This is a genomic window from Devosia sp. UYZn731 (genome assembly GCF_040546795.1).
In the GTDB taxonomy this organism is placed as follows: Bacteria; Pseudomonadota; Alphaproteobacteria; order Rhizobiales; family Devosiaceae; genus Devosia.
In genome coordinates, this window is the sequence record NZ_JBEPOL010000002.1 from 97714 (window position 1) to 123113 (window position 25400).

Annotated in this window: 27 protein-coding genes and 2 tRNA genes; 23 read left to right on the forward strand and 6 right to left on the reverse strand. The window is 61.7% G+C overall.

Annotated features, from left to right (window positions below; translation table 11 throughout):
- Positions 1 to 6: 6 nt before the first annotated feature.
- Together ABIB57_RS04900 and ABIB57_RS04905 are read left to right on the forward strand one after the other, a co-directional pair.
- A complete protein-coding gene (locus ABIB57_RS04900; RefSeq protein WP_354038897.1) occupies positions 7 to 1485 on the forward strand; it encodes an NAD(P)H-hydrate epimerase in 1479 nt (492 codons plus the stop codon).
- An 80-nt stretch (positions 1486 to 1565) separates the two neighbouring features.
- Positions 1566 to 2552: a hypothetical protein gene (locus ABIB57_RS04905; RefSeq protein WP_354038898.1), complete on the forward strand. Its 987-nt coding sequence runs from the start codon at positions 1566 to 1568 to the stop codon at positions 2550 to 2552.
- Positions 2553 to 2620: 68 nt separating this feature from the next.
- Here ABIB57_RS04905 and ABIB57_RS04910 read toward each other — a convergent pair whose 3' ends face one another.
- Positions 2621 to 3871 carry a cytochrome P450 gene (locus ABIB57_RS04910; protein ID WP_354038899.1) on the reverse strand — a complete coding sequence of 417 codons (1251 nt, stop codon included), beginning with the start codon at positions 3869 to 3871 and terminating at the stop codon, positions 2621 to 2623.
- Positions 3872 to 4034: 163 nt separating this feature from the next.
- On the opposite strand from ABIB57_RS04910, the gene ABIB57_RS04915 reads away from it, so the two are divergent.
- The 7 genes from ABIB57_RS04915 to clpX all read left to right on the forward strand — a co-directional run bounded on the left by ABIB57_RS04915 (position 4035) and on the right by clpX (position 7931).
- Entirely contained in the window at positions 4035 to 4232 is a 198-nt protein-coding gene (locus tag ABIB57_RS04915; RefSeq protein WP_354038900.1) for a DUF2934 domain-containing protein, read from the forward strand.
- 90 nt (positions 4233 to 4322) lie between these two features.
- Complete coding sequence (locus tag ABIB57_RS04920) at positions 4323 to 4556, forward strand: hypothetical protein (RefSeq protein WP_354038901.1); 234 nt, start codon at positions 4323 to 4325, stop codon at positions 4554 to 4556.
- A gap of 84 nt (positions 4557 to 4640) precedes the next feature.
- A complete protein-coding gene (locus ABIB57_RS04925; protein WP_354038903.1) occupies positions 4641 to 5039 on the forward strand; it encodes a YciI family protein in 399 nt (132 codons plus the stop codon).
- A gap of 96 nt (positions 5040 to 5135) precedes the next feature.
- Positions 5136 to 5369, forward strand: a complete 234-nt coding sequence (gene relB / locus ABIB57_RS04930; RefSeq protein ID WP_354038904.1) for a type II toxin-antitoxin system RelB family antitoxin — start codon at positions 5136 to 5138, stop codon at positions 5367 to 5369.
- Entirely contained in the window at positions 5353 to 5622 is a 270-nt protein-coding gene (locus ABIB57_RS04935; protein WP_354038905.1) for a type II toxin-antitoxin system RelE family toxin, read from the forward strand. Before relB ends, ABIB57_RS04935 begins: the two co-directional genes overlap by 17 nt.
- A 234-nt stretch (positions 5623 to 5856) precedes the next feature.
- Positions 5857 to 6483, forward strand: a complete 627-nt coding sequence (locus tag ABIB57_RS04940; RefSeq protein ID WP_299726400.1) for an ATP-dependent Clp protease proteolytic subunit — start codon at positions 5857 to 5859, stop codon at positions 6481 to 6483.
- Positions 6484 to 6653: 170 nt separating this feature from the next.
- Positions 6654 to 7931 (forward strand): ATP-dependent Clp protease ATP-binding subunit ClpX, encoded by a 1278-nt coding sequence (gene clpX / locus ABIB57_RS04945; RefSeq protein ID WP_354038906.1) that lies wholly within the window; start codon positions 6654 to 6656, stop codon positions 7929 to 7931.
- 72 nt (positions 7932 to 8003) lie between these two features.
- Here clpX and ABIB57_RS04950 read toward each other — a convergent pair whose 3' ends face one another.
- Together ABIB57_RS04950 and ABIB57_RS04955 are read right to left on the reverse strand one after the other, a co-directional pair.
- Positions 8004 to 8315 (reverse strand): hypothetical protein, encoded by a 312-nt coding sequence (locus tag ABIB57_RS04950; protein ID WP_354038907.1) that lies wholly within the window; start codon positions 8313 to 8315, stop codon positions 8004 to 8006.
- 109 nt (positions 8316 to 8424) lie between these two features.
- Complete coding sequence (locus ABIB57_RS04955) at positions 8425 to 9507, reverse strand: citrate synthase/methylcitrate synthase (RefSeq protein ID WP_354038909.1); 1083 nt, start codon at positions 9505 to 9507, stop codon at positions 8425 to 8427.
- A gap of 86 nt (positions 9508 to 9593) precedes the next feature.
- Here ABIB57_RS04955 and ABIB57_RS04960 point away from each other — a divergent pair, with 86 nt between their 5' ends.
- Complete coding sequence (locus ABIB57_RS04960; protein WP_354038910.1) at positions 9594 to 10724, forward strand: citrate/2-methylcitrate synthase; 1131 nt, start codon at positions 9594 to 9596, stop codon at positions 10722 to 10724.
- Here the strand turns inward: ABIB57_RS04960 and rocF are convergent.
- Together rocF and ABIB57_RS04970 are read right to left on the reverse strand one after the other, a co-directional pair.
- Entirely contained in the window at positions 10721 to 11710 is a 990-nt protein-coding gene (gene rocF / locus ABIB57_RS04965; protein WP_354038911.1) for an arginase, read from the reverse strand. The two genes, ABIB57_RS04960 and rocF, sit on opposite strands and share 4 nt — an antisense overlap.
- Positions 11711 to 11746: 36 nt before the next feature.
- Positions 11747 to 12202 carry a hypothetical protein gene (locus ABIB57_RS04970; protein ID WP_354038913.1) on the reverse strand — a complete coding sequence of 152 codons (456 nt, stop codon included), beginning with the start codon at positions 12200 to 12202 and terminating at the stop codon, positions 11747 to 11749.
- Between the two features lie 237 nt (positions 12203 to 12439).
- On the opposite strand from ABIB57_RS04970, the gene lon reads away from it, so the two are divergent.
- The 3 genes from lon to ABIB57_RS04985 all read left to right on the forward strand — a co-directional run bounded on the left by lon (position 12440) and on the right by ABIB57_RS04985 (position 16958).
- The gene (gene lon, locus ABIB57_RS04975; protein ID WP_354038915.1) at positions 12440 to 14866 is read left to right on the forward strand and encodes an endopeptidase La; all 2427 of its coding nucleotides are present in this window, start codon (positions 12440 to 12442) and stop codon (positions 14864 to 14866) included.
- A gap of 149 nt (positions 14867 to 15015) precedes the next feature.
- Positions 15016 to 16428 (forward strand): alkaline phosphatase, encoded by a 1413-nt coding sequence (gene phoA, locus ABIB57_RS04980; protein WP_354038916.1) that lies wholly within the window; start codon positions 15016 to 15018, stop codon positions 16426 to 16428.
- 155 nt (positions 16429 to 16583) lie between these two features.
- Complete coding sequence (locus ABIB57_RS04985) at positions 16584 to 16958, forward strand: hypothetical protein (protein ID WP_354038918.1); 375 nt, start codon at positions 16584 to 16586, stop codon at positions 16956 to 16958.
- A gap of 30 nt (positions 16959 to 16988) precedes the next feature.
- Here ABIB57_RS04985 and ABIB57_RS04990 read toward each other — a convergent pair whose 3' ends face one another.
- A complete protein-coding gene (locus tag ABIB57_RS04990) occupies positions 16989 to 17642 on the reverse strand; it encodes a TetR/AcrR family transcriptional regulator C-terminal domain-containing protein (RefSeq protein WP_354038919.1) in 654 nt (217 codons plus the stop codon).
- Between the two features lie 74 nt (positions 17643 to 17716).
- Here ABIB57_RS04990 and tet point away from each other — a divergent pair, with 74 nt between their 5' ends.
- From tet to ABIB57_RS05040, 10 genes are all read left to right on the forward strand, one after another.
- Positions 17717 to 18904 carry a Tet(A)/Tet(B)/Tet(C) family tetracycline efflux MFS transporter gene (gene tet, locus ABIB57_RS04995; protein WP_354038920.1) on the forward strand — a complete coding sequence of 396 codons (1188 nt, stop codon included), beginning with the start codon at positions 17717 to 17719 and terminating at the stop codon, positions 18902 to 18904.
- A gap of 110 nt (positions 18905 to 19014) precedes the next feature.
- Positions 19015 to 20208, forward strand: coding sequence for a TCR/Tet family MFS transporter (locus tag ABIB57_RS05000; RefSeq protein WP_354038921.1), 1194 nt, complete (start codon positions 19015 to 19017; stop codon positions 20206 to 20208).
- A gap of 210 nt (positions 20209 to 20418) precedes the next feature.
- Complete coding sequence (locus ABIB57_RS05005) at positions 20419 to 20691, forward strand: HU family DNA-binding protein (protein WP_299724556.1); 273 nt, start codon at positions 20419 to 20421, stop codon at positions 20689 to 20691.
- A gap of 154 nt (positions 20692 to 20845) precedes the next feature.
- A tRNA-Val gene (locus ABIB57_RS05010) sits at positions 20846 to 20921 on the forward strand.
- Positions 20922 to 21222: 301 nt separating this feature from the next.
- Positions 21223 to 21299, forward strand: a tRNA-Asp gene (locus ABIB57_RS05015).
- 188 nt (positions 21300 to 21487) lie between these two features.
- The gene (msrA, locus tag ABIB57_RS05020) at positions 21488 to 22219 is read left to right on the forward strand and encodes a peptide-methionine (S)-S-oxide reductase MsrA (RefSeq protein WP_354038922.1); all 732 of its coding nucleotides are present in this window, start codon (positions 21488 to 21490) and stop codon (positions 22217 to 22219) included.
- Positions 22220 to 22496: 277 nt separating this feature from the next.
- On the forward strand, positions 22497 to 23045 hold the full coding sequence (locus ABIB57_RS05025) for an outer membrane protein (protein WP_354038923.1): 549 nt from the start codon (positions 22497 to 22499) through the stop codon (positions 23043 to 23045).
- 304 nt (positions 23046 to 23349) lie between these two features.
- The gene (locus ABIB57_RS05030) at positions 23350 to 23916 is read left to right on the forward strand and encodes an outer membrane protein (RefSeq protein ID WP_354038925.1); all 567 of its coding nucleotides are present in this window, start codon (positions 23350 to 23352) and stop codon (positions 23914 to 23916) included.
- 549 nt (positions 23917 to 24465) lie between these two features.
- On the forward strand, positions 24466 to 24831 hold the full coding sequence (locus ABIB57_RS05035; protein WP_299724563.1) for an NADH-quinone oxidoreductase subunit A: 366 nt from the start codon (positions 24466 to 24468) through the stop codon (positions 24829 to 24831).
- Positions 24822 to 25397 (forward strand): NuoB/complex I 20 kDa subunit family protein, encoded by a 576-nt coding sequence (locus ABIB57_RS05040; RefSeq protein WP_299724565.1) that lies wholly within the window; start codon positions 24822 to 24824, stop codon positions 25395 to 25397. Before ABIB57_RS05035 ends, ABIB57_RS05040 begins: the two co-directional genes overlap by 10 nt.
- The last annotated feature ends 3 nt before the right edge of the window (positions 25398 to 25400 follow it).

Here is a 25400-nt window from a genome sequence, read left to right on the forward strand (position 1 = left end):
GCCGCCATGACCGACGCTGCCATCGATATCTTGCTGACACCCGTCCAGATGGCCGAGGCCGATCGGCTGACCGTGCAGGCCGGCACCCGCTCGATCAAGCTGATGGAAGCCGCCGGCAAGGCGGTGACCGATGCGATCGTGGAACGCTACTATCAGCGCTCGGTGCTGGTGCTGTGCGGCGCCGGCAATAATGGTGGCGACGGGTTCGTGGTGGCGCGCTTGCTCAAGGACAAGGGCTGGCCGGTGCAACTGCGCCTGTTCGGCGCGCGCGAGGCACTCAAGGGCGATGCGGCGGCCATGGCGGTGCAGTGGACGGGCAGGGCGGAACAGCCAAGCGCGGCCGACCTCAAGGACACCGATCTGGTCATCGACGCCCTGCTCGGGGCGGGCCTCGACCGGGACATCGAGGGCGAACTGGCCGAACTGATTGCGGCGATCAACGCCAGCGGCAAGCCGGTGGTCAGCATTGACGTGCCGAGCGGGGTCGATGGGGCCACCGGTGCCGTGCGCGGGGCGGCTATAAAGGCCGATACCACGGTGACCTTCTTCCGCCAAAAACCGGGGCATCTGCTGCAGCCCGGCCGGGACCTGTGCGGCGAGATGGTGCTGGCGGCCATCGGCATAGCGGATTCAGTGCTTGAACCGATCGGCGCAACAACCTGGCGCAATTCATCAAATCTGTGGCGTGTTCCGGCAGCGGGCAATCAGGGCAACAAGTTCGACCGGGGTCATTGCGTGGTCGTGTCGGGGCCGCCACTGCAGACCGGAGCGGCCCGGTTAGCTGCGCTGGGCGCATTCCGGGCCGGTGCCGGGCTAGTGTCACTGACCGGCAAGATTGACGCCTTGACGGTGCAGGCGGCGCATGTGACGGCCGTGATGCTGAAGCCGGCCGAGGACACGGCGGCGCTGGCGGAACTGCTGAGCGACCAGCGGATCAAGGCCGTGGTGATCGGGCCGGGTGCGGGGATCGGGGAGGAGACGCGGGGCAATGTGCTGGCGGTGCTGGGCTCCAGCGCAGCGGCGGTGCTCGATGCAGATGCCATCACCAGCTTCAAGGACGACGCCGAAAGCCTGTTCGGGGCGATCAAGGCGACTGTGGGCCGGGCGGTGGTGCTGACGCCGCATGAGGGCGAGTTCAAGCGGTTGTTCGGCGACGTGCCGGGCAGCAAGCTGGAGCGGGCACGCAGCGCGGCGGCGTATTCTGGCGCCATCATCATTCTCAAGGGCAGCGATACGGTGATCGCCGCGCCGGACGGACGTGCGGCGATCAACGGCAATGCGCCGGCCTATCTGGGCACGGCCGGGTCGGGCGATGTTTTGGCGGGCATTGTCGCAGGGCTGCTGGCGCAAGGCATGACCGGGTTCGACGCGGCAGCCGCAGGGGTCTGGATCCACGCGGAAGCCGCCAATGATTTTGGCGGTCCGGGCATGATCAGCGAGGACCTGCCGGACCTGGTGCCGGGCGTACTGGCTGAACTGGGTTAGCCACGCCGGGCATCATTCATATGAATGATGCGGCAAGGCACCGACCTCGCTAGCCTTGTCGCACTGACACGTGCAACATCATGAGCGGGGCGATCGGGATGGCTGGCAAGGCAGCGGACGGCAAGGGCGGCAAGCAGGCTCCGACGACCAAATTCGTGCGCTCCGATAGTCCGCCAATGCTGGGCGTGGGGACCGACACGACCGACAAGCGGTCATTGGACGAACACGTGGCAGCCGCCGCCGCCAATATTGCCGAGGCGATTGACCAGGCGAAGAAAGCTGGCGGTTTCCAGACGCGCGACTACGGCATTGCCGGCACGCTGCATGGGCTGTGGATCAAGGATGGCTCGCAGAGCCACTACGAGACCAATTTGATGAACACCAACCAGCTTCATGCGGTAGTGTCCGACTATCACAATCGCGGCTTCCGCCCCATCGACGTGCTGGGCTCCGGGCGGTTCATGGAGCCTTGGTCAGTGGCGTTCGCGCCGCGCCGGGACGTCGGCTATTATTGGCAGGCAGCGGCGAGCGAAGCCGACTTCGTCGCCAAGGACATGGAGCTGTTCCGGGCCGGATTCCGCGTGAATTCGTTTAACATCCGCCAAGGCGCGTTCAACGCCACCTGGGGCTGGACCGGGGCCACGACCGAATTGCAGGTGACGCGCTGGAACATGGATTGGTTCGGGCTGCTATCGTGGGACCAGCATTTCAAATCCGAGGGTCACCGCATCGAGACCGTGGACCGCTATGGAGACGGGGGCATGCTGTATGCAGCAACCTGGCGGCCGGGACAGGGCGAACAGATTCTCGAAGCGCCAGGCGGGTTCAACACCTATTTGGGGCAACCGAACAAGTTCCTGGTTCATAAATACGAGCGGCAGGGCCTCGAAGTTCATGCCATGGGACACAACGGCTACGCCGTCGCCGCCTATCGGCCTAAAACGGGCAATTACCACCAGGAATGGACCTATGACACGGCGTCGGCGTTCAAGGCCTATGACGCCTCATGCCGTCAGGACGGCTACCGCATGAGTTTCCTCAGCCACGCGCCATGGCAGATCGGGTAGACCTCCTTTTTTGTCGCATCGCTTTCGCGAAAAACCGGTTCCCACTTTTTCGTGCGATGCTCTAGGGCCTACCAACTCACCATCAACCGTTCCAACCCATGGAAATGGTACACATTGTTGTACCGTGGCTCCTCCGCCAGACGCAGCTTGGGCAGGCGCTTGAACAGCTCGCCAAACGCTACTTGCAGCTCGATGCGGGCCAGGGGCGCGCCGATGCAGAAGTGGATGCCGGCGCCGAAGCTGACATTGGCGCCGTCGGTGCGGAAGGGATCAAAAGCGTTGGCATTGGCGAAGCGGCTGGGGTCGCGATTGGCGGCGCCGAGCATCAAGCCGATGACGTCACCCTTCTTGAACTGCAGGCCCTCATACTCGATGTCGCCCAGCGCATAGCGCGTGAACATATGCAGCGGCGCGTCGAACCGCAGGCATTCCTCGACGGTGGCGGCAGTCTGCTCTTCGGTGGCCAACAGGCTGGCGGGGTCGAGCCCTGATTGCAGGATCGATTTGACGCCATTGCCGGTGGTGTGGACCGTCGCCTCATGGCCGGCATTGAGCAGCAGGATGGCGGTGGACATGACCTCGTCATCGGACAGCACCGAGCCCTGGTGCTCGGCGGTGATCATATGGGTCAGCAGGTCTTCGCGCGGGGCCTTGCGACGCTCGGCGATGACGCCGCGCAGATATTCCATGAAATCGTAGGAGGCGCGGTTAGCGTCGTGCTCGGTCTCCTCGCTGACGCCGAACATATACATGGCCACCATGCGGTTGGACCAGTTGAGCAATTGCGGCGCCATCTCGGCCGGCAGGCCCAGCATTTCGGCTATGACGATGGCAGGAATCGGGGCGGCGAAAGACTTGATGAGGTCGACGCTGTTCTCGCCCTCGAAGCCATCAATCATTTCATTGGCGAGGCGGACGATGCGCGGGCGCAACTGCTCAACATGGCGCGACACGAATGCACGGTTGACCAGGGTGCGCAGGCGCGTGTGAGCCGGCGGCTCCAGCGTCAGCAGCGAGTATTTTTCGGTCAAATCGAAATGGGCGGTATGGGCCTTGGGCTCGGGCAGGCCAAGTTCCTCGCGCGTGGCGACATGCAGGATTTGGCGGCCAAACCGCTTGTCGCGGAGCAGGGCGCTCACGTCCTTGAAGCCGGCAAAGCACCAATGCCCGTATTCATCCCAATAGAAGGCCGGGTTGCTGGCATGCAACGCATCGTAGAAGGCATAGGGATTCTGGAAGAATGCCGAGTTGCGCGGATCGGCCTGGGCGCGGGCGGTAGCGGTATCGATGGCGTAAGGGCGCGGGGGCGTATCCAGCATCATGGGCTCGTGTTTGACCTTTTGGTCAAAGATACAGTGGGCCGGTTCTGCATGAAAGAGCTGTCAGCAGGCCGACATCAAGGTTTGCTATTGCACTGACGGCAACCGAAACCCCGAATTTAGCGTTTATCGCCGGCAAGCACGGATCTGCCAGGAGGCGCAAATGACTCAACCTCACGACGATAAAATTCGCGAACGCGCCTATGCCCTGTGGGAACGAGCCGGATCGCCCTCGACCCATAGCCAGGATTTCTGGCGCAAGGCGGAACGAGAACTCTCCGAGGAGCGCGGGCTCGACGTTTCCAAGGAGGCGGCCAGCGTCAGCCAGCCGGTGCCACCGGCGGGAACGCTAGCGCGCTGAAGACCTCAAGCGCCGTGTGGGGGATTGACCGGCAGGCCGCGCGGCCCTATCGGCAGGCGAACATGACGCCACTGCACGGAGTTTGACATCGTGAGCGACCTGACCCTGGCTGCGGCCGTCGACAATATCTACACGTCCCTCGCCGCTAACAACGAAGAGCTGGACGCCCATATCGTGGCGCTCAAGGCGGCGCTGGCGCGCGACGGCGTCAAGGAAGCCGTATTCGATCCTGCCAAGCTGGCGCAAAACAATCGCCAGGGCCGCAAGCTCATGCAGTCCTATTTCAAGAAGCGCGGCGTGGCGGTGAGCTTTTCGGCGGCTTAAGCTGCCAGCGTCGAAAAAACGAGAAAAATAGTCGAGCTCCTGCAGCGCGGCTCGTCGCTGTCCTGTGAACCACAGGAGACTCACATGAAATTCCTCTGTCTCGTTTATTTCGCTCCGGGCGCGTTTGATGGCATGACGCCGCAAGAACAGCAGCAACTCGACGACGACACCATCGCCGACGATCAAAGGCTGCGGGCGTCCGGACACCTGCTGATTGCCTCACCACTTGCTGATGCCAGCACAGCCGTGACGATCGACCGCCGCAAGCGCGTGAGCCTTTCGACGGTGGACGGACCATTCGCCGAAACCAAGGAAGTAGTCGGCGGCTTCCTGCTGATCGAAGCCATGGACATGGCGGAAGCCCTGTCCCTGTTCGAGCAAGACCCGATCGCGGCCTATGGAAGACTTGAGATCAGGCCGCTGATGGAGACCCATCGTCACAGCGAGACCGGGCAAGGCCGGCCTGAGTTCAACGCGCTCTAGCCACATACGGGACGCGGCCCGCGCCGCGTTCCCAACTGCCGACTCGTTGCATGACTAAAGCAACCTGTGGTATACATGCATACCACAGGAGTTCTGATGTCCAAGCAAACCGCCGTTCGGCTTCCAGACGAGCTATTTGATCGACTGAACGCGCTGGCTGCCCGCACAGGGCGCACAACGACGTTCTACATTCGAGAGGCCATTGAAGAGCATCTTGAGGAATTGGAAGACCTCTACATGGCCGAAGATGTGCTGACGCGCCGTCAGGCAGGGGACGATAAGACCCTGACACTTGACGAACTGAGCCGCGATCTTGGCCTGGACAATTGAAGTTGATGAGCGTGCCGCGCGCCAACTGAGCAAGCTCGATCGCCCCAATGCCGTGCGCGTACGTAACTTCCTGAGAGATCGCGTGGGCGTCCTCGATGATCCACGCCAGCTTGGAAAAGCCCTGCAAGGCTCTAAACTCGGCAGTCTGTGGCGCTACCGGGTGGGCGATTTCCGCATCATCTGCGATCTGCAGGATACTAAGCTCGTCGTCCTCGTTGTGGGTGTCGGAAATCGACGGGATATTTACCGTTAGGCCAGTCGCTGCGTCCCGTTGTGCACCCGTCTATTGAACCTTGCCCCATTGCCGCCTATCTGTGCCTTTACCGCGCGTTAATGCGGCATGGTCTGTGATCGGCCAGTCGCGCTGATTCGTTTTTTCAAGGCATGGTCCCGGGTATTGGATGTCCGGTTTCCGGTATGGACCCTGTGCAACTGAGATGGCTGGCCCGGGCTCATTCGAGACGGCACAGCAAAGGGGCATCAAGATATGAAAGATCCAATCGATCTTTACATGAATACGCTCGTTCCCATGGTGGTCGAGCAATCCAATCGTGGCGAACGCGCCTTCGATATCTATTCGCGCCTGCTGCGTGAGCGAATCATTTTCGTGACCGGCGTCGTCGAAGACAACATGGCGAGCCTGATCGTGGCTCAGCTGCTGTTCCTCGAGTCGGAAAATCCGAAGAAGGAAATCGCGCTCTATATCAATTCGCCTGGTGGCGTGGTGACGGCTGGCCTGTCGATCTACGACACCATGCAGTTCATCCGCCCGGCCGTCGCCACCATGGTGATGGGGCAGGCGGCCTCGATGGGTTCGCTCCTGCTGACCGCGGGCGAGCATGGCATGCGCACCTCGCTGCCCAATTCGCGCGTCATGGTGCACCAGCCTTCGGGCGGTTATCAGGGTCAAGTCACTGATATCATGATCCATGCCAAGGAAGTCGAAGGCCTCAAGCGCCGGCTGAACCAGATCTACGAAAAGCATACCGGACGCACCTACGAGGAAATCGAAACCGCTCTCGAGCGCGATCGCTTCCTGTCGGCCGAAGAAGCCAAGACCTTTGGCCTCATCGATACCGTGCTCGACAAGCGCGCAGTGCCCGATGCGGTTTGATTGGGTCGCGTTAACGGCGTTTCATATGCGCCGTGAACTGTGACATTGACGGAATTGCACCGAGCCGGATCGACCGCTAAGGTCGGTTCGGCTTAGACTTTCTTTAGGCCTCGAGCGTTAGCGTGTCGGCTAGCGCTTATTTTGGGAGTAATCCTCCCGGGAGTGACAGGATGTCCAAAGAGACAACGAACGGCGAATCCTCAAAGAACACGCTTTATTGCTCGTTCTGCGGGAAATCCCAGCATGAGGTTCGCAAGCTGATCGCCGGCCCGACCGTGTTCATCTGCGATGAATGCGTCGAGCTGTGCATGGACATCATCCGCGAAGAGAACAAGACCTCGATGGTCAAGTCCTCCGATGGCGTGCCGACCCCCGCAGATATCTGCAAGGTGCTCGACGATTACGTTATCGGCCAGTACCGCGCCAAGCGCGTACTCTCCGTGGCCGTGCATAACCACTACAAGCGCCTGCACCATTCGGCCAAGAACCAGGATATCGAACTCTCGAAGTCGAACATCCTGCTGATCGGCCCCACTGGTTCCGGCAAGACCCTGCTGGCTCAGACGCTGGCCCGTATCCTCGACGTGCCGTTCACCATGGCTGATGCCACGACGCTGACTGAAGCCGGCTATGTCGGCGAGGACGTCGAAAACATCATCCTGAAGCTGTTGCAGTCCGCTGACTACAACGTGGAAAAGGCGCAGCGCGGCATCGTCTATATCGACGAGGTCGACAAGATATCCCGCAAGTCCGACAACCCCTCCATCACCCGCGACGTTTCGGGCGAAGGCGTGCAGCAGGCTTTGCTCAAGATCATGGAAGGCACCGTGGCTTCGGTTCCGCCCCAGGGCGGCCGCAAGCATCCGCAGCAGGAATTCCTGCAGGTGGACACGACCAATATCCTGTTCATCTGCGGCGGCGCCTTTGCGGGTCTGGAAAAGATCATCTCGGCGCGCGGCGAAGGTTCGGGCATCGGCTTTTCGGCCACCGTCAAGGACCCGAACGACCGTCGCGTCGGCCAGGTGCTGGCTGATGTCGCTCCCGAAGATCTGGTCCGTTTCGGCCTGATCCCGGAATTCATCGGCCGTCTGCCGGTTCTGGCCACGCTGGAAGACCTCGACATTCCGGCGCTGATCGAAATCCTGTCGGCTCCAAAGAACGCCCTGGTGCGCCAGTACCAGCGCCTGTTCCAGATGGAAGAGGTCGAGCTGACCTTCCACGAGGACGCGCTCAAGGCGATCGCCGAAAAGGCCATCGAACGCAAGACCGGCGCCCGCGGGCTCCGCTCGATCATGGAAGCCATCCTGCTCGACACCATGTACGACCTGCCTTCGCTCGAAGGCGTGGAAGAAGTGGTGATCAGCGAGGAAGTGGTGAAGGGCAAGGACGTGCGTCCGCTCTACATCTATTCCGAGCGCAAGAAGGACGACGCGCCAGCAACGGCGTGAGTTTTTTGAGTGACTTGAATTGAAAGCGCCGGGCCCTTGGGTCCGGCGTTTTTGTTTGTATCGTGCGCCGTTCTACAACGTGTCTTTTTTCATGCCGAACAGCCGAATGCCGTCGCTCAGCCACCAGAAAAAACACGAAAATATCAACAGACCTCCAAGTCCAACGCTAACGGCCTTGGAGCCTAGTGGGAACAGTTCCGCCGTAAAGCACAAAAGATGCCCCGAGACATACATCACGGACATGGCGATGCCTGAGGGGTACAGTCTCAGGTATAATCGATGAAATCCGAGCACCGTCATACTGCTGATTATCCAGACCCAAAACGCCGCATCGTATTGTCGACCGAGTATGTCCTTCTTCAGATGCGGATCCGCGCTGGTCATAACTACCCCTGGCCCAAGCCGATGCGCTGGTTCGCGCTCACAGGGAATTCTTGGTCTTTCTTCTACGCCACGGTGTCAATGCTCTAGTTCTTGAAATGAGCGGATGGCCTTACGCCGCTTGCTGCGGCCTCGGCCCGACATATTTCGACATCGGCCGGATCAACCTCCCGCCCAGAACCTGCTCCCTGGCATGCGCAACCCACCCGCCTGTGCGGCCCATGGCGAAGACGCAGGTGAAGGTTTCGCGGGGGAAGCCCAGCGATTCGAGCAGCAGCGCGGTATAGAACTCGACATTGGTATCGAGGCGGCGGTCGGGCTTTTTGCGCCGGAGGGCGGCGAGGGCGGCACTTTCGACGGCTTCGGCGAGGGCAAGTCGGGCGGGGTCGATAGCGCCGGAGGCGGCGAGGAGTTCGACGGCGCCCTTCAGCGCGTCGGCACGAGGATCGCGGACGCGATAAACGCGGTGGCCAAAGCCCATCAGGCGTTCGTCGCGCGCCAGGGCATCATCGATCCAGAGCGCGGCATTGGCAGGCGTGCCGGCAGCGTCGAGCATGTCGAGGACCGGGCCGGGCGCGCCACCGTGCAGCGGGCCCTTGAGGGCGCTAAGGCCGGCCAGGACCGCGGAGGCAAGACCGGCCTGGGTTGAGGCGACGACGCGGGCGGCGAAGGTCGAGGCGTTGAGGCCGTGATCGGCCACAGTGACAAGATAGCGGTCGAGAGCGGCGGTCTGCTGTAGCGTCGGTGGCTTGCCGAGCATCATGGCGAGGACATCGGCGGCATGGCCGGCGGTGGCGCTGGGCTCGATCGGCGCGAGGCCGGCGCGAAGGCGGATGATGCCGGGGGTGAACACGGCTGGGGCCGCGACCAGTTGCAAGGCCGTCGCCAGATCATCGCCATCGGGCAGGCGGGCCATGAGGGCGCGGATGGCTTCGATCGGCGAGAGCGCGAGCAGGCCGGCATCGACGCTGGCGAGATGCTTGAACACCGCAACGCGCGCGGCGCCGAGCGCCTCGGGCAGGGACGGCATGGCGGGGAAGAAGCCGTCCAGCAGCAGCGCCAGCACGTCCTCGTAGCGGCTGTGGGCCACCAGATCGTCGAGGGATATGCCGCGGATGATCAGGCGGCCGGCATTGCCATCGACATCCGACAGCACCGTCTCGGCGGCGACGACGTCTTCCAATCCACTGTTCATCTTGAGGCTCCTTGGCTTGTGTTGCACTCAAGATCGGCACTGCTATGATTGACGTCAATCTTGACCAATAGGATCAATGTATCGCCATGGACTGGTTGACTGCCCACGAGGCGCTAGCGGTGCTCGGCACGCAGCCGCAGACGCTTTATGCCAATGTCAGCCGGGGGCGGATCAAGGCCAAGCGCGATCCCGATGACAGCCGCAAGAGCCTCTATCGCGGCGATGACGTGCGGCGGCTGGCGCAGCGCGCTGCCGGCCGCCGGAAGCAGGATGCGGTGGCGGCGCAAGCAATGCAGTGGGGCGATCCGGTGCTGCGGACCAGCATCTCGACGGTGGCGCATGGCCGGTTGCTGTATCGGGGGCAGGATGCGTGCGAGCTAGCGGACAGGGCCAGCCTTGAGGATGTCGCGGCATTGCTCTGGCAGACGAAGGGGCAATTGCCTGCGGTAGCGCCGCTTGATGGCGGGCCGGGACTGCGGGCGGCCTTCGTTGCGCTGGCGAGGCGGGCAGCGGAAACAATCCCAACTGTTCGACCGCCTGCCGCACTGGCGCAGGAGGCTGGCTTGATCCTCGCAACCTTGGCGCACGCGCTGACCGGGGACGTGCGGGCTGAGGATATGCTGCATCTGCGGCTGGCGCATTTCTGGGGGCGTCCGGCCGCCTCCGAGGCCATACGCCGTGCGCTGGTGCTGCTGGCGGACCATGAGCTCAATGCATCGACCTTTGCCGCGCGGGTGGCCATGTCGACGGGCGCGTCGCTGTGGGCGGGCGCATTGGCGGGCTTGGCCACCCTCAACGGGCCGCGTCATGGCCTGGCGTCGCGCGAGGTGGCCGCACTGGCGGACGATATCGGGCACGCGCCCGGTTCGGCGGAGGCGGCATTGCGGGATTGGCTGGGGGAGGGCCGGCAGGTGCCTGGCATGGGGCATCGGCTTTATCCGGATGGTGACGTGCGCGCCGAGGCATTGCTGGGGCAGTTCGAGTTGCCCGCCGCGTTTGCCAGGCTGCGGGAAGCGGGCGACTCGATCACCGGGGAGCGGCCTAATGTGGATTTTGCGTTGGCGGCCATGGCGGTGGCGTTTGACCTGCCAGCGGATGCGCCACTGACGCTGTTTGCCATGGCACGGTGTGTGGGGTGGCTGGCCCATGGGCTGGAGCAAGTGCAGAGCGGGCAGGAGATTCGGCCGCGGGCGCGGTATGTGGGAGTGGCGGGTTAGCCTTCCTCATCCTCCGTTGCGAACGCCATCGGGCCTTCGCCGGGCGGGCTCATGACGGAGCGGCCGAAGAGGCTGGCGACGAGGTCGACGAGGAGGAGGGCGCTTTTACCGGCCTCGTCGAGAAAGGGATTGAGCTCGACAATGTCGAGGGAGCCGACCAGACCGCAATCGTGCAGCATTTCCATGGCGAGATGGGCCTCGCGATAGGTCAGGCCGCCGGCCACGGTGGTGCCGACGCCGGGGGCGATGGAGGGGTCCATGGCGTCCACGTCGAGACTAACATGGAGGTGGCCGTTGGCCTTGCGGACGCGCTCGATAATGGCGCGCATGGTGGCGACGGCACCGAGTTCATCGATCTTGCGCATGTCGACGACGTGAACGCCGCGCTGCTCGAGCAGTCGCCGCTCTTCGCGGTCGATGGAGCGGGCGCCGAAGATGGCGACGTTGCGGGGATCGACAGCGCCGCGCCAGTCTCCGGCGAAGGGGCCGTCAAATTCGGGCTCATTGCAGAGCAGGGCCAGCGACATGCCGTGCAGGTTGCCGGTAGGCGAGGTCAGCGGCGTATTGTAATCGCCATGGGCATCGATCCAGAGCACGAAGATGGGTTTGCCAGTAGCGGCGCAGTGGCGCGCGACGCCGGAGACGGTGCCCATGGCGATGGAGTGATCGCCGCCAAGGAAGATCGGGAAGTGGCCCTCGGCCATCAGTTCAACGGCTCGGTCACTGGCGCGCGCGGATAGGTCGAGCACATTGGCCTGTCGCTCCTCGGGCAGGCGCCAACTGGCGGGCTCGGCATCTGGCGCCGGCGAAGGGCGGCGCAGGTCGCCATGGTCGGTGACGCTGTGGCCAAGGTCGAGCAGGGCTCCGGCCAGGCCCGCCACGCGGAGCGCCTCCGGCCCCATCCCTGCACCGCGTACGGAGGCGCCGGCGGCGGTGGCGACGCCGAGCAGCGCTACGCGACGAACGCGGGCATTTTCATTTTGCATCGACTTCACCCATCCACCGAGCCTTCAGAAGGCAATTTATTGTTTGAAATCGACCCCTCGTTCCCAGAGGTCGTTGAGCATGCGCTGTTGAATCCGAAGTGCATCCTTGGACTGACTGGACCCCAGAGTAATTTTTTTGCCACCGGTCACCTCAACATGCAGGTTGTAGAGCCCCGGCCCCTCATCATTCTCAACATAGCTTATGGTTAGAGGCGGAGCTGGCAGGTCAAAGCTAAACGTGTAGCTTTTTGTGTGAAATGGGTACCTCTGATGGATGCTAAGCGCGTCTTCTGAAGTCTCTACGCGCAACCGCGGCCAATAAATCGCCTGAGCAATGAGCGGGAGGCCGACAACTAGGATAATGAGTACAGAAGGTGTGGCATCCACGCTCAGCGAAAAGGCCCCATAAAGCGTGAAGAGTACACCACAAAGCAGTAAGATTGCCCTGAAGCCTAGCCAGTTATTGTGCATCAATAGCCGGTTTTCCGACATGGTTACGTCCTTGTTCCTGTGGCATAGGAAACGCGGTTGATGACATTTGCAATGCGCTCAGGGCAATGGTGCTGCGCGAAGGGGAGTTAACAGTCATAATTCTGCAAAGGTTGACTTGCCGGACCCGCAAGGCGACCTATTTATTAATCAGAATCAGCCCAGCCTAAAAATTAGGGCTGTCTGTAACGGGCGCGCTTTACGATCCTTCCTCCCTGCGTGCCCCGGAAAGGATTAGAGATGTCGGAATTCAATCCCAGCGGCGGCGACGCCAGCCGCGATCGGGTTTACCCAGTGCTCCCGCTGCGCGACATCGTCGTGTTTCCCGGCATGATCGTGCCGCTCTTCGTCGGCCGTGAAAAGTCGGTGAAAGCGCTTGAGGAAGTCATGCGCGACGACAAGCATATTCTCGTTGTGACGCAGAAGAATGCGCAGGACGATGACCCGGCGCCGGACCAGATTTATGCGACCGGCACCATCGCCACCGTTCTGCAATTGCTCAAGCTGCCCGACGGCACCGTCAAGGTGCTGGTGGAAGGGCTGAGCCGCGCCACCATCGATCGCTATCTGCAGACCGTCGATTATTTCGAGGCCGAAGCGACCGTGCTCGAGGAGCCGGCCGACGACGCCACCGAAGTCGAGGCGCTGTCGCGCTCTGCAACGACTGAATTCGAGAGCTATGTGAAGCTCAACAAGAAGATTTCCGCTGAGGTCGTGGCTGCCGTCGGGCAGATCGAGAACCATTCGAAACTGGCCGATACCATTGCCAGCCACCTCGTCATCAAGATCAACGAGAAGGAAGACCTGCTCTCGACCGTTTCGGTCGCGGAGCGCTTCCAGAAGATTCTTGGCCTGATGGAAGGCGAGATCGGCGTGTTGCAGGTGGAAAAGCGCATCCGCAGCCGCGTCAAGCGGCAGATGGAGAAGACCCAGCGCGAGTACTACCTCAACGAGCAGATGAAGGCGATCCAGCGCGAGCTGGGCGACGGCGAAGAAGGCTCCAACGAGATCACGGAGCTGGAAGACCGCATCGCCAAGACCAAGCTGAGCAAGGAAGCTCGCGCCAAGGCCGACGCCGAGATCAAGAAGCTCAAGACCATGAGCCCGATGTCGGCCGAAGCCACTGTCGTGCGCAACTATCTCGATGTGCTACTCGGGCTCCCATGGGGCAAGAAGAGCAAGGTCAAGCGTGACCTGGTCCTGGCCGAGAAGGTTCTGGACGAGGATCACTATGGCCTCGAGAAGGTCAAGGAACGCATCCTGGAATATCTGGCCGTGCAGGGCCGTGTCGGTAAGCTCAAGGGCCCGATCCTGTGCCTCGTCGGCCCTCCGGGTGTCGGTAAGACCTCGCTCGGCAAGTCGATCGCCAAGGCGACCGGGCGTGAGTTCGTGCGCATGGCTCTGGGCGGGGTTCGGGACGAAGCCGAAATCCGCGGCCATCGCCGCACTTACATCGGCTCCATGCCCGGCAAGGTGATCCAGTCGCTCAAGAAGGTGGGTAAATCCAACCCGCTGTTCCTGCTCGATGAAATCGACAAGATGGGCCAGGACTTCCGTGGCGATCCGTCCTCGGCACTGCTTGAAGTGCTCGATCCGGAGCAGAACCACACCTTCGCCGATCACTATCTCGAGGTCGATTATGACCTCAGCGACGTGATGTTCGTCACCACCTCGAACACCCTGAACATCCCCGGCCCATTGATGGACCGCATGGAGATCATCCGCCTGTCCGGTTACACCGAGCAGGAAAAGCACGGGATCGCCAAGCAGCACCTGATTCCGGAGACGCTCAAGGAAAACGGGCTGGCCCATGGCGAGTTCGTGCTGAGCGACGAGATGCTGACCGCCGTGATCCAGCGCTATACCCGTGAAGCGGGCGTGCGTAACCTCAAGCGCGAAATCAGCAAGCTGATGCGCAAGGCCGTGGCCGAGATCGTCAAGACCAAGGTCAAGACGGTCACTATCGATGAAGAGCTGCTGACCAAGTATCTCGGCGCCGATATCTACAAGCACGGCGAAATCGAAGCCGAAGCGCAGGTTGGTCTGGTGACGGGCCTTGCCTGGACGTCGGTGGGCGGCGAGCTGTTGACGATCGAAGGCGTGATGACCCCGGGCAAGGGTCGCATGACCGTGACCGGCAACATCAAGGAAGTGATGAAGGAATCACTGACCGCGGCGACGGCTTACGTGCGCTCGCGCTCGATCGATTTCGGCATCAAGCCACCGATGTTCGACACGCGTGACATCCACGTCCACCTGCCCGAAGGCGCCACCCCCAAGGATGGTCCCTCGGCTGGTATCGGTCTGGCGACTGCCATCGTTTCGGTGATGACCGGTATCGCAGTGCGCAACGATGTCGCCATGACCGGCGAGATCACGCTGCGGGGCAGGGTGCTGCCCATCGGCGGATTGAAGGAAAAGCTGCTGGCCGCGCTGCGCGGCGGCATCAAGACCGTGCTGATCCCCGAGGAAAACGTTCGAGATCTCGCGGAGATCCCGGACATCGTCAAGGACGGTATGGAGATCATCCCGGTCAGCCGGATGGACCAGGTGATCAAGCACGCGCTGGTTCGCCAGCCCGAGCCGATCGAGTGGAACTTCGATGAAAAGGTGGTCACCCCGGCCGTCGTCGATGTCGATGAAGCCACGGCAGGCCTGCCGCACTAAACGGCGACCATTGAGAAAACGGCGTCCTTCGGGGCGCCGTTTTTGTTTGTGCGCTGTCATTGTCGCGAAACCGTTGCATAGCCTTCCTACAAAACGGATGGACCCGCGCCTGACGCGAATATCCATAAATTTTCATGGAAGGATGCCGCATGAACCTCACCCGCACCTCGATGCTTGCCCTCGGCCTGGCTCTGCTGTCCAGCGCTGCCGTCATGGCCCAAGAGGCCGACTTCATGGTTCGCAGCGCTGCCGGCGACGTCACCCAGCCGGGCGGCGCCCGCCGTCTCAGCGGCGATATTACCGAGGCGCTCAAGGCTTCCCTGATCAACACGCCGGCCAAAAACGTCATCCTTTTCATTGGCGATGGCATGGGTGACTCGGAAATCACCGTGGCGCGCAACTACGCCGAAGGCGCTGGCGGCTTTTTCAAAGGCATCGATGCTCTGCCGATCACCGGCCAGTACACCCACTATGCGCTCAACAAGGACACCGGCAAGCCGGACTACGTTACCGACTCGGCCGCGTCCGCGACCGCCTGGTCGACTGGCGTAAAGACCTACAATGGCGCCCTTGGCGTCGACATCAAGGCAGCGCCGCACCAGACGATCCTTGAGCTGGCCAAGGCCAACGGCCTCGCCACCGGCGATGTCTCGACCTCCGAAATCCAGGACGCCACCCCGGCGGCGCTGGTCTCGCACATCACTGGCCGCAAGTGCTACGGCCCGGTCGCCACCACCAAGGATTGTGCCAGCAACGCCCTCGAAAACGGCGGGGCCGGCTCGATCACCGAGCAGTACCTCACCGCCCGTGCCGACCTAGTCCTCGGCGGCGGTTCCAAGAGCTTCGCCGAAGTCGCGGCTGCCAGCGAATACAAGGGCAAGACCTTGATGGAGCAGGCCAAGGCGCTCGGCTTCGTCATCGTCACCAACGCCGACGAGATGAAGGCCCTGACCGAAGCCAACCAGGACAAGCCGGTTATCGGCCTGTTCGCCGAAGGCAACCTGCCGGTCAGCTGGATGGGTCCGAAGGCCACCTATCACGGCAACCTCGATGTGCCGGCATACACCTGCACCCCCAATGCCGACCGTCCGGCGACCCAGCCGTCGCTGGCAGACATGACCACCAAGGCCATCGAATTGCTGAGCGTCAACGAGAAGGGCTTCTTCCTGCAGGTTGAAGGCGCCTCGATCGACAAGCAGGACCATGCTGCCAATCCGTGCGGCCAGATCGGCGAAACCGTCGACCTCGACGCCGCCGTCCAAGTTGGTCTTGCCTTCGCCAAGGAGCATGGCGATACCCTGATCATCGTCACCGCCGACCATGCCCATTCCAGCCAGATCGTCGAAGAAGGCACTGAAGCGCCGGGCCTGACTGCAGCACTGACGACCAAGGACGGCGCAGTGATGGACATCAGCTACGGCAATTCGGAAGGCGACTCGCAGGGCCATACCGGCGCCCAGCTTCGTGTCGCCGCCTTCGGCCCGCATGCCGCCAACGTCACCGGCCTGACCGACCAGACCGACCTGTACTTCACCATGCGCGATGCGCTCGGCCTGAAGTAAAGCCTCGGGCCGCTGGCTAAACGGTTCACAGCAACGAAACGGCGCTCCAGTGGCGCCGTTTTTTACCAAAGCGCCAAAAAGCGCTAGGAAAGCCAAGGATTTGCACGATATGAGGGGTCGCCGGAATGGCCCGGCCCCCATTATAGAAAATCCAGATGCGCACCAAATTGCTCGCCGTCGCCGCCCTCGCCTTGATGACCCTTTCGCTTCCCGCCTATGCCGAGGACGCCGTTCCGGCTGAAGACCAGGTGAGCGATGCGGTGGATATCGCGTTCTGGTGTGGCGCTGCCTTCACCGTAGCCTCGATGTCGGACGATCTGCCTGCCGATCAAAAAGCGGCGTCCGATCATATGGCCGACCTGGCATTCGCCCGCGCCAAGACGGCACTTGATGCCGATGGCATTGAAGCCGGCGAATACGACCGCCTGACCGATTTCTACGTGCAGTCCGCCGTCGCTGCGCTCAGCACCGGCGAAGAAGACATGCGCTATACGTCCGACGAGTGCGTGGCTGAAGCGACCGCCCAATAAGTCGACCCGATAATTTGCGAAACCGGCGCCTCAGGGCGCCGTTTTTGTTTTCTGGGCCGCCAAGCTCTCCCGCATCCCGGCCAGCAAATAGCCCAGGCCACCTTCGAACACGCCTTCGGTATTGATCATACCGCCTGCGATCAGCGGCTTGAGTGCGGTGGAGAGCAGCGGGAAGGGGGCAATCTCCTTCATGGGGTCTTCCTCCTGCCAAAACTCCTCGTCGCCACGCTCCCGCTCACCCTGTTCTTCGAGCACGAAGCCGACGACATATCGGGTGACCGCGATGGCGATATTGAACGCCTCTCCGGGGGAAAATCCCGCGTCGACATAGAGCTGTAGGTGCCGCTCGGCATCGCCGAACTCCCGTGTGGTCGGGTGCGTGCCAGCATTGATGCGGGCTCCGTCGCGTACGGCGAGGAGCGCTTTGCGAAAGCTGCGGGCATTGGCCATCGTGAACTCGTCCCAGGTCTGGCCGGGCGTCGGCAAATGATGGACATGGTAGCGCAGCAGCATTTCCGCATTGAGCGCGTCGAGCAAGGCCGACTTGCTCTTGAAATGCCAATAAAGGGCTGGCTGTTGCACCCCGAGCCGGTCGGCCAGTTTGCGCGTGGTAAACTGGTCGAGTCCCACCTCAGCAAGGACCGCCAGCGCCGCATCCAGAATTTTGTCGCGTTCGATTGCCATGTCCACCTTGACTTATCATCGATAAGGGAATTTATCACCGATAGATTTATTTATCATTGATAGGGAGAGCGGCAGTGAACCGTTCTATCGTCACCATCATACTGATCGTCGTCCTTGACGCCATCGGCATTGGGCTGATTTTTCCCATCCTGCCCTCACTGCTGGAAGAGCTCACCGGCAGCGGCCAGGTTTCACTCACCTATGGAATCATCCTGGCCGCCTATGCCGCGATGCAATTCGTGTTTTCGCCCATTCTCGGCATGCTTTCGGATCGCTACGGCCGCCGGCCGGTGATGATTGTTTCGCTTGCCGGCGCCGCCATCGACTATCTGATTATGGCCTTCGCGCCACATCTGTGGGTCTTGCTGCTTGGCCGCATCATCGCCGGAATCACCAGCGCCAACATGTCCGTCGCCGGCGCCTATATTGCCGATATCACCGACGAGAAAGACCGCGCCCAGCGCTTCAGCTGGATGAGCGCCGCCTTCGGCGTCGGCTTCATCATCGGGCCGGTGATGGGCGGGCTACTGAGCGTTTATTTTCTTCGCGCGCCCTTCCTCGCGGCCGCCGTGCTCAACGCGTTGAACCTCATTCTGGTCCTCACCGTGGTGAAGGAAAGCCGGGTGCCGAGCCGTGAGCCCTTGCAATTCAAGGCCCTCAATCCCCTCGGGCCGCTCAAGTGGGCGTTCAGCTTTCCGGCGCTGGCGCCGCTGATCGCCATGTTTCTGATTTTCGCCATCAACGGCGTTATTCCCGGCACCATCTCGGTGCTCTACGGGAGAGCGCAGTTCCACTTCGATGGTGTCACCATCGGCCTTTGGATGGCTGCATTCGGCATCTGCCACACAGTTGCACAAGCCTTGATCACTGGGCCATTGAGCAAACGATTCGGCGACCGCGGCACGCTGGTGATCGGCGTCGTTGTCGATACGCTGGCCTTCCTCGGCTTCGCCTTCGCCACGCAGGGCTGGATGGCCTTCGCGCTATCGCCGCTATCGGCGATCGGCGGCGTCGGCCTGCCGGCGCTGCAGTCCTTGATGTCGGCCCAGGTCAGCGAAGACCGGCAGGGCGAACTGCAAGGCGTGTTGGCCAGCGCACAAAGCATGACCTCGATCATCGGCCCGCTGATCGGAACCAGCATCTTCGCAATGACCTCGCCGGCGTACCCCGGGGCCGTGTGGTTGGTTGCCGCGGCGCTCTACCTGCTCTCAATACCAGTACTCGCCTGGGTTTTCCGGACGGGTACGCCACAGCCGGCCTGATCTACAAAAGAATAAACCATGAACACCCTTGTAACGCGTTCGTGAGGTAGTTACATCACTGTGCCTGCGGTGCTGGGGAAATCGGCCTGCGTTTGAGCAACGAGGTCGAGATGAATAGGGCCCTGGTCGTTATTCTGGCTGCCGTCACTATTGATGCGATCGGTATCGGGCTGATCTTTCCGATTCTGCCGGCGCTGCTGCGCGACGTCGCCCATACCGGCGAGGTCGCGACGCTGTTCGGCATCATGCTGGCACTCTACTCGGCGATGCAATTCCTGTTCTCGCCGGTGCTCGGGGTGCTCAGCGACCGCTTCGGCCGCCGGCCCGTACTGCTGATTTCACTGGCTGGCGCAGCGATCGACTACCTGATCATGGCCTTTGCACCACATCTGTGGCTGCTGGTGCTGGGCCGTGCCATCGCCGGGCTGAGCAGCGCAAATATGGCCGTCGCCACGGCCTACATCACCGACATTTCCGCCGAGGAGGAGCGCGCCAAGCGCTTTGGCTATTTCCACGCCATGTTCGGTATCGGCTTCATCATTGGACCGGTGCTGGGCGGCCTGCTCGGCGATTACTGGGTGCGCGCGCCATTCATCGCCGCGGCACTGCTGAACGCCGTCAATTTCTCCCTGGCGCTGTTCGTGCTGCCCGAGTCGCGGGCCGGGCAGGCGGGAACGAAATTCGACTGGAAGACGCTCAACCCCTTCATTCCACTGAAGTGGGCGCTGACCTTCAAGGCGCTGATTCCCATGATGGCGATCTTCGTCATCATGAATTTCGTCGGCACCATGTACGGCACCGTCTGGGCGCTGGTCAGCGAGGACAGTTTTGGCTGGACCGGCCTGATGATCGGGCTGTCGCTGGGCGCCTTCGGGTTCTTCCACGCCGGCGCGCAGGCCTTTCTCACCGGACCGGTGGTGGCACGGCTGGGTGAGCGTTGGGCGCTGGTCACAGGGATGGCGTTCGAACTCACCGCCCTGGTCATTCTGGGGCTGACGACGCAGGGCTGGGTGATGTTCGCGGTGGCGCCACTGTTCGCGATGGGCGGCATCGGCATGCCGGCACTCCAATCGCTGACCACCACCCAGGTGGATAGCGACAAGCAGGGCCAGCTGCAGGGCGTGCTAGCGAGCCTCGTGAGTCTTGCCGCCGTGTTCGGCCCGCTATTCTTCAGCTTCGTCTATTTCGCCATCCGCCCGACCTGGCCGGGTCTGATCTGGATCGTGGGGGCTGGGATTTACCTGCTGGCACTGCCGGTGATGCTCGGCATCCGCGGCAGTGTGAAAACGCCGGTCCAAGGTTGAAATGTACGGAAAACCTGCAAAATAGCCCGGAACTCCGGGCAAAACTGCAAAACCGCCCTTGTTCGACCCACAATTCCAGTTCATTAACAGCTTTGCACCGCTTGGTGGACCAAGAAGCCCGGATATCCTTGCGTTTCTCGTCAGAATCGCAAAAAGGTTGCGGCGTTTTGGTTCGCCAGCCATGGCGGGCATTCACTGTGAGGAAACGCTATGAACAAGAACGATCTGGTTGGCGTCGTTGCCGACAAGGCTACGATCACCAAGGCACAGGCAGCCGAAGCTGTGGACGCAGTGTTCGAAGCCATCACGGCTTCGCTCAAGGGCGGCGATGAAGTCCGTCTCGTCGGCTTCGGCACTTTCGCCGTCTCCGCGCGCAAGGCCACCACTGGCCGCAATCCCGCCACCGGCGCGGAAATCCAGATTCCGGCTTCCAACCAGGCAAAGTTCAAGCCCGGTAAGGGCCTGAAGGACGCGATCAACTAATCACCGGCAACGGTTTGATACGATCGATCGGCCCCGAGCGCAGCGCGCCGGGGCCGTTTCCTTGCCACGATATAGCTCGCCGATGCTGTTGGCAGTTGACGGGCAGGGGCTGGCACCCTAATAGGGCGCCACCTGACCCGGCCTTTGGGCCCCAGGGCGATTAGCTCAGTTGGTAGAGCGCCTCGTTTACACCGAGGATGTCGGCGGTTCGAGTCCGTCATCGCCCACCAGCCTTCGCGCCATGCGCCAGGGCTCGGCAGGCCAGCCGGACACTCCGCACCAAATGCCGCCCTTGGCCACATGGGCCCGTCGCGGTCGTTGTGCAGCGCTTATTATTACACATCAGCAGATGATCAGAACCCACGGATTCGCCTTGGTTTTGTTCCCGCGGCTAGCGCGGGCATGGCGCTTCGCCAACGATATCCCCAACCCACGCTGAAATAGTCACCCAATCGTCTTTTGGGCGCTTGACTTACCCCGTGGTGGCCCGTAAACGAACCACACGTTGCGCCGAGGGAAACCTTGGCCGCTGCGGGAGTAGCTCAGTTGGTTAGAGCGCCGGCCTGTCACGCCGGAGGTCGCGGGTTCGAGCCCCGTCTCTCGCGCCACTCTCTTTCTCGGAATTGTCGGGAAATCGAAGAGTGGCGCCGGGCCGAGGCCGACAAAACCGCGTCATCTCATCATTCATGCTTTCAGTCAGCTGCTTCATTTTGACGTGAGCCCACTGATCTTGGGTAACCAAACGGTCCTATAAAGCGAACTGATGAGCAGTCAGCTCTCAAAGAGGATCGCTCCCATGTCCGCACACGCTAAACTCGCTAGCCGTTCGATGCCATCGCCCCGCGCAATCTGGGCTTCCCTTCTGGTCGTGCCATTGCTCGCGCTGGCATTCTGGCAGGTCAGACCCATGGCACAGGAGGCCCCTGTGGTGATTCCCGCGCCGACGCAGGATATCGCCGAAACCGGCCGGTCGGCCACGACGGTGTTTGCCGGCGGCTGCTTCTGGGGCGTGCAGGGGGTGTTCCAGCACGTCAAAGGCGTGACCAAGGCGGTCTCGGGCTATACTGGCGGCGACGCCAGCACGGCATTTTATGAAATGACCGGCTCGGGCGACACCGGCCACGCCGAATCGGTGCAGGTTACCTACGATCCCAGCGTCGTCACTTATGGCGAACTGCTGCAGATCTATTTCTCGGTGGCGCATAACCCCACGCAGTTGAACTACCAGGGCCCGGACCACGGCACGCAGTATCGCTCCACCATCTTCCCGGCGACGGATGCGCAGGCAACGCTGGCCAAGTCCTATATCGCGCAGCTCGACACGGCCAAGGCCTATCCCGAAAAGATCGTGACCACGATCGAAACGGGCAAGACCTTTTACCCCGCCGAGCAATATCATCAGGATTTCCTGACGCTGAACCCAACCTATCCCTACATCGTCATCAACGACCTGCCTAAGGTCGCGGCGCTGAAGGACCTCTTCCCCACCGAGTATAGCGACCAGCCGATTCTGGTCGGCCAGCTCTAAACCGCGTCTTCAGGCCGCCGATCCCGCCCGCATCTGCTCTAGTAGGTGCGGGCGGCGCCGTTTGTGGCCAATCTGCAACGCTTCCGTTGTGCCTTGTTTCGGCCGCCCACGGGACCCATTTGAGTCCATAAGTCCAGTAAAACTGGGATTGTCAGCGGATAGTGCGACGCAGCTGATACGCTGAAATCTAGGAGAATCGGCCATCTGAATGGGCCGGAACTCTGTGGCGAATGCAGCGTTGCGACCGTGAATGGAACAGGGACCCAGGGAGAACGGCATGATGAGCATGTTCAAGACATTGGCGTTGACCGCTCTGTGCTCTGCACTACCGGTCGGCGGCGCCATGGCGGCAGACATGATTACCGTGCCCACTTCGACTCCCGTCGAAATGCCTGTTGCCGAAGGCATGGCCTACGACTGGAGCGGCTTCTATGCCGGCGTCTATGGCGTGGGCCAGTTCAGCGGCGCCGGCGGCGATCAGTTGGGGCTGGGAATCAGCGCAGGCGTCAATGCGCAGTTCGATTTCTACCTGCTCGGCGCCGAAGTGGCCGTGCACGGACTGACCGGCGGCGTCGGCGATACCAGCTACGGACAAATTCTGGGCCGGGCAGGGCTAGTCGTCACCGACGACGTCGTGGTCTATGCCGCCGGCGGCTATGGCATCGACCTTGGCGCGCCCCAGGAGGACGATGTCCTCGTGGGTGGTGGCGTCGAGCTGTCGATCACCGACTCGGTGTCGGTCGACGCCCAATACCTGCATGGTTTCCCCATCAGGGGCGATAATGCCAAGGACCAGTTTACCATCGGCGCCAAATACCACTTTTAGGCGCTGATTCGACCCGGTTGTCCCGCCTCGGCGGGCCCGCCAACGCCTGCAGGGGAATCTCCGGCGTTCGGAAAAACCCCTTATCTTCCGCCGCTTGTGCGACACCTCGTCGCCCTATCGGCGCCGCTATCCGTCGCATTTGTATCAAATTGGGCCATATCGGATGCATTCGCGCAACACCTGCCCCGAAATGGACACTAAATCTTATCCGCACCGCCAAATTTGCCTTGGTGCGGGGTTGTCATAAGGGTGCCCCTGAGGCATCTATCGTCACGACTACGGTTAACTCTATGGAGTGCAAGATATGTTTGTACGTTCTCTCTCTCTCGGTGTCGCTGCTGTGGCACTTCTCTCGTCGGGCGCAATGGCGGCCGATCTGATCATCCCGACCACTCCCCAGCCAATCTATGAGTCGGCTGGCTTCTCTTGGGATGGTCTCTATGCCGGTGTTGAAGCTGGTGGCGTGTTCGCTGACGACGTTGCTGGCGTAAGCAACAGCCGTGGCCTCGTCGGTGCTGTTGTCGGTGTGAACTTCACCGTCGCTGACCCGATCGTTCTCGGCGTCGAGCTGCAGGGCGACTACCTGTTCGAAAACGACAACGTCGGCGATGCCGGCCTCTTCCTGGCCCTCGGCCACGTTGGTGCTGTCGTGACCGACCAGGTCCTCGTTTATGCTGCTGGCGGCTTCGGCGCCATCACCCAGAACGGCGACTCGTCGGGCGTGTACGCTCTGGGCGCTGGCGTTGACTTCGCTGTCACCGACAACGTGTCGATCCGTGGCGAAATCCTCGGCCTCGGCAACTTCGACGACAACAACAACGACTTCTTCGACGCTGCCAAGGCAACCGTCGGCGTGTTCTACCACTTCTAATTGCAGGTGGTCCGGGCGGCACGCCGCCCGGTTCGCAACAGCGTCTTGCAAACCCGATTCGGCGAACCTTCACTGGTTCGCCGTTTTGGCTTTTAAAAGGTCCGGTTTATCCGGGCCTTTTTTTGTTTGGGGAATCGGATGCCTGCGAGCGGGCAGGGCGGGGCCACCGCAGCGCCGACTCATTGTCTCAATGCACAACGTAGAAATCGCGGCGCCCACCTGGCTCATCGGCGTTGCGCCGAAGACGTTCCGGCCATGATCATGGGCGCAGAAGGCCAAGCCAATATCCCGCCGGCAAGGCCGGCTATCCTCTCAAATCCCTCGTTGGCGCGACAGGCACCCACCCAACCGGCACCCCGACGGTTGATTGTTCTGCCGGAGCCGCGCTACGATATATGATTATTTCTCTCATATTTTCTTTTCCTTGAAACGCATTAGCCGAAGGGCTAAGCCCTAGCCATCATCTTCTGTGTCGGTTCGCTCGCCCCAATTGCCTGCGGAACCCGCGCGGGCCCGGTCGCCCGACCGGTCTAGAAAACAGGCTGCCGCATGACTGATTTGCTCAGCGACTATCTGCCGATTGTCCTCTTTATTGGCCTCGCCGCCGTGATAGCGCTGTCGCTATTGGTGGCGCCGTTCATCATCGCGGTGAAGAACCCTGACCCCGAAAAGGTCTCGGCCTTCGAGGCGGGTTTTGACGCCTTTGACGATGCGCGCATGAAGTTCGATGTCCGCTTCTACCTGGTGTCGATTCTCTTCATCATTTTCGATCTGGAAGTTGCATTCCTGTTTCCCTGGGCTGTGGCCTTCCGGGATGTGGGCTGGTTCGGCTTCTGGTCGATGATGATCTTCCTGGGTGTCCTGACAGTCGGCTTTATCTACGAATGGAGCAAAGGGGCGCTGGAATGGGATTGAACGAGACCACTGCGATCGCTCCGCGGCCACGCGGCCTGATCGATCCGCGCACCAACAAGACTGCCGGTGCAGACGACCCGTTCTTCACGGACGTGACCGACGAGCTGGCCGACAAGGGTTTCCTGGTCGCCGCTGCGGACGAGCTCATCACCTGGGCCCGTACCGGCTCGCTGATGTGGATGCAGACGGGCCTGGCCTGCTGCGCCGTCGAAATGATGCAGATGTCGATGCCGCGCTACGATATCGAGCGCTTCGGCACCGCGCCGCGCGCCTCTCCGCGCCAGTCCGACGTGCTGATCGTCGCCGGCACGCTGACCAACAAGATGGCTCCGGCTTTGCGCAAGGTCTATGACCAGATGCCAGAGCCGCGTTACGTCATTTCGATGGGAAGCTGCGCCAATGGCGGCGGCTATTACCACTATTCCTATTCGGTGGTCCGCGGCTGCGACCGCGTGCTGCCGGTGGACATCTATGTGCCCGGCTGCCCGCCGACGGCAGAAGCGCTTTTGTACGGCATCCTGCTGTTGCAGAAGAAGATTCGCCGCACCGGCACCATCGAACGGTAGGAC

What these genes read in the sequence shown, in the direction of transcription:
- ABIB57_RS04905 (WP_354038898.1), top strand. Translation starts at nt 1,566, where the DNA reads ATGAGCGGGGCGATCGGGATGGCTGGCAAGGCAGCGGACGGCAAGGGC.
- ABIB57_RS04910 (WP_354038899.1), bottom strand. Translation starts at nt 3,871, where the DNA reads ATGCTGGATACGCCCCCGCGCCCTTACGCCATCGATACCGCTACCGCC.
- msrA (WP_354038922.1), top strand. Translation starts at nt 21,488, where the DNA reads ATGTCCGCACACGCTAAACTCGCTAGCCGTTCGATGCCATCGCCCCGC.
- ABIB57_RS05000 (WP_354038921.1), top strand. Translation starts at nt 19,015, where the DNA reads ATGAATAGGGCCCTGGTCGTTATTCTGGCTGCCGTCACTATTGATGCG.
- relB (WP_354038904.1), top strand. Translation starts at nt 5,136, where the DNA reads ATGTCCAAGCAAACCGCCGTTCGGCTTCCAGACGAGCTATTTGATCGA.
- ABIB57_RS05040 (WP_299724565.1), top strand. Translation starts at nt 24,822, where the DNA reads ATGGGATTGAACGAGACCACTGCGATCGCTCCGCGGCCACGCGGCCTG.
- clpX (WP_354038906.1), top strand. Translation starts at nt 6,654, where the DNA reads ATGTCCAAAGAGACAACGAACGGCGAATCCTCAAAGAACACGCTTTAT.
- ABIB57_RS04960 (WP_354038910.1), top strand. Translation starts at nt 9,594, where the DNA reads ATGGACTGGTTGACTGCCCACGAGGCGCTAGCGGTGCTCGGCACGCAG.
- ABIB57_RS05030 (WP_354038925.1), top strand. Translation starts at nt 23,350, where the DNA reads ATGTTTGTACGTTCTCTCTCTCTCGGTGTCGCTGCTGTGGCACTTCTC.
- lon (WP_354038915.1), top strand. Translation starts at nt 12,440, where the DNA reads ATGTCGGAATTCAATCCCAGCGGCGGCGACGCCAGCCGCGATCGGGTT.
- ABIB57_RS04900 (WP_354038897.1), top strand. Translation starts at nt 7, where the DNA reads ATGACCGACGCTGCCATCGATATCTTGCTGACACCCGTCCAGATGGCC.
- ABIB57_RS04915 (WP_354038900.1), top strand. Translation starts at nt 4,035, where the DNA reads ATGACTCAACCTCACGACGATAAAATTCGCGAACGCGCCTATGCCCTG.
- ABIB57_RS05035 (WP_299724563.1), top strand. Translation starts at nt 24,466, where the DNA reads ATGACTGATTTGCTCAGCGACTATCTGCCGATTGTCCTCTTTATTGGC.
- phoA (WP_354038916.1), top strand. Translation starts at nt 15,016, where the DNA reads ATGAACCTCACCCGCACCTCGATGCTTGCCCTCGGCCTGGCTCTGCTG.
- ABIB57_RS04940 (WP_299726400.1), top strand. Translation starts at nt 5,857, where the DNA reads ATGAAAGATCCAATCGATCTTTACATGAATACGCTCGTTCCCATGGTG.
- rocF (WP_354038911.1), bottom strand. Translation starts at nt 11,710, where the DNA reads ATGCAAAATGAAAATGCCCGCGTTCGTCGCGTAGCGCTGCTCGGCGTC.
- ABIB57_RS04925 (WP_354038903.1), top strand. Translation starts at nt 4,641, where the DNA reads ATGAAATTCCTCTGTCTCGTTTATTTCGCTCCGGGCGCGTTTGATGGC.
- ABIB57_RS04970 (WP_354038913.1), bottom strand. Translation starts at nt 12,202, where the DNA reads ATGTCGGAAAACCGGCTATTGATGCACAATAACTGGCTAGGCTTCAGG.
- ABIB57_RS04985 (WP_354038918.1), top strand. Translation starts at nt 16,584, where the DNA reads ATGCGCACCAAATTGCTCGCCGTCGCCGCCCTCGCCTTGATGACCCTT.
- ABIB57_RS05005 (WP_299724556.1), top strand. Translation starts at nt 20,419, where the DNA reads ATGAACAAGAACGATCTGGTTGGCGTCGTTGCCGACAAGGCTACGATC.
- ABIB57_RS04990 (WP_354038919.1), bottom strand. Translation starts at nt 17,642, where the DNA reads ATGGCAATCGAACGCGACAAAATTCTGGATGCGGCGCTGGCGGTCCTT.
- ABIB57_RS05025 (WP_354038923.1), top strand. Translation starts at nt 22,497, where the DNA reads ATGATGAGCATGTTCAAGACATTGGCGTTGACCGCTCTGTGCTCTGCA.
- ABIB57_RS04955 (WP_354038909.1), bottom strand. Translation starts at nt 9,507, where the DNA reads ATGAACAGTGGATTGGAAGACGTCGTCGCCGCCGAGACGGTGCTGTCG.
- ABIB57_RS04950 (WP_354038907.1), bottom strand. Translation starts at nt 8,315, where the DNA reads ATGACCAGCGCGGATCCGCATCTGAAGAAGGACATACTCGGTCGACAA.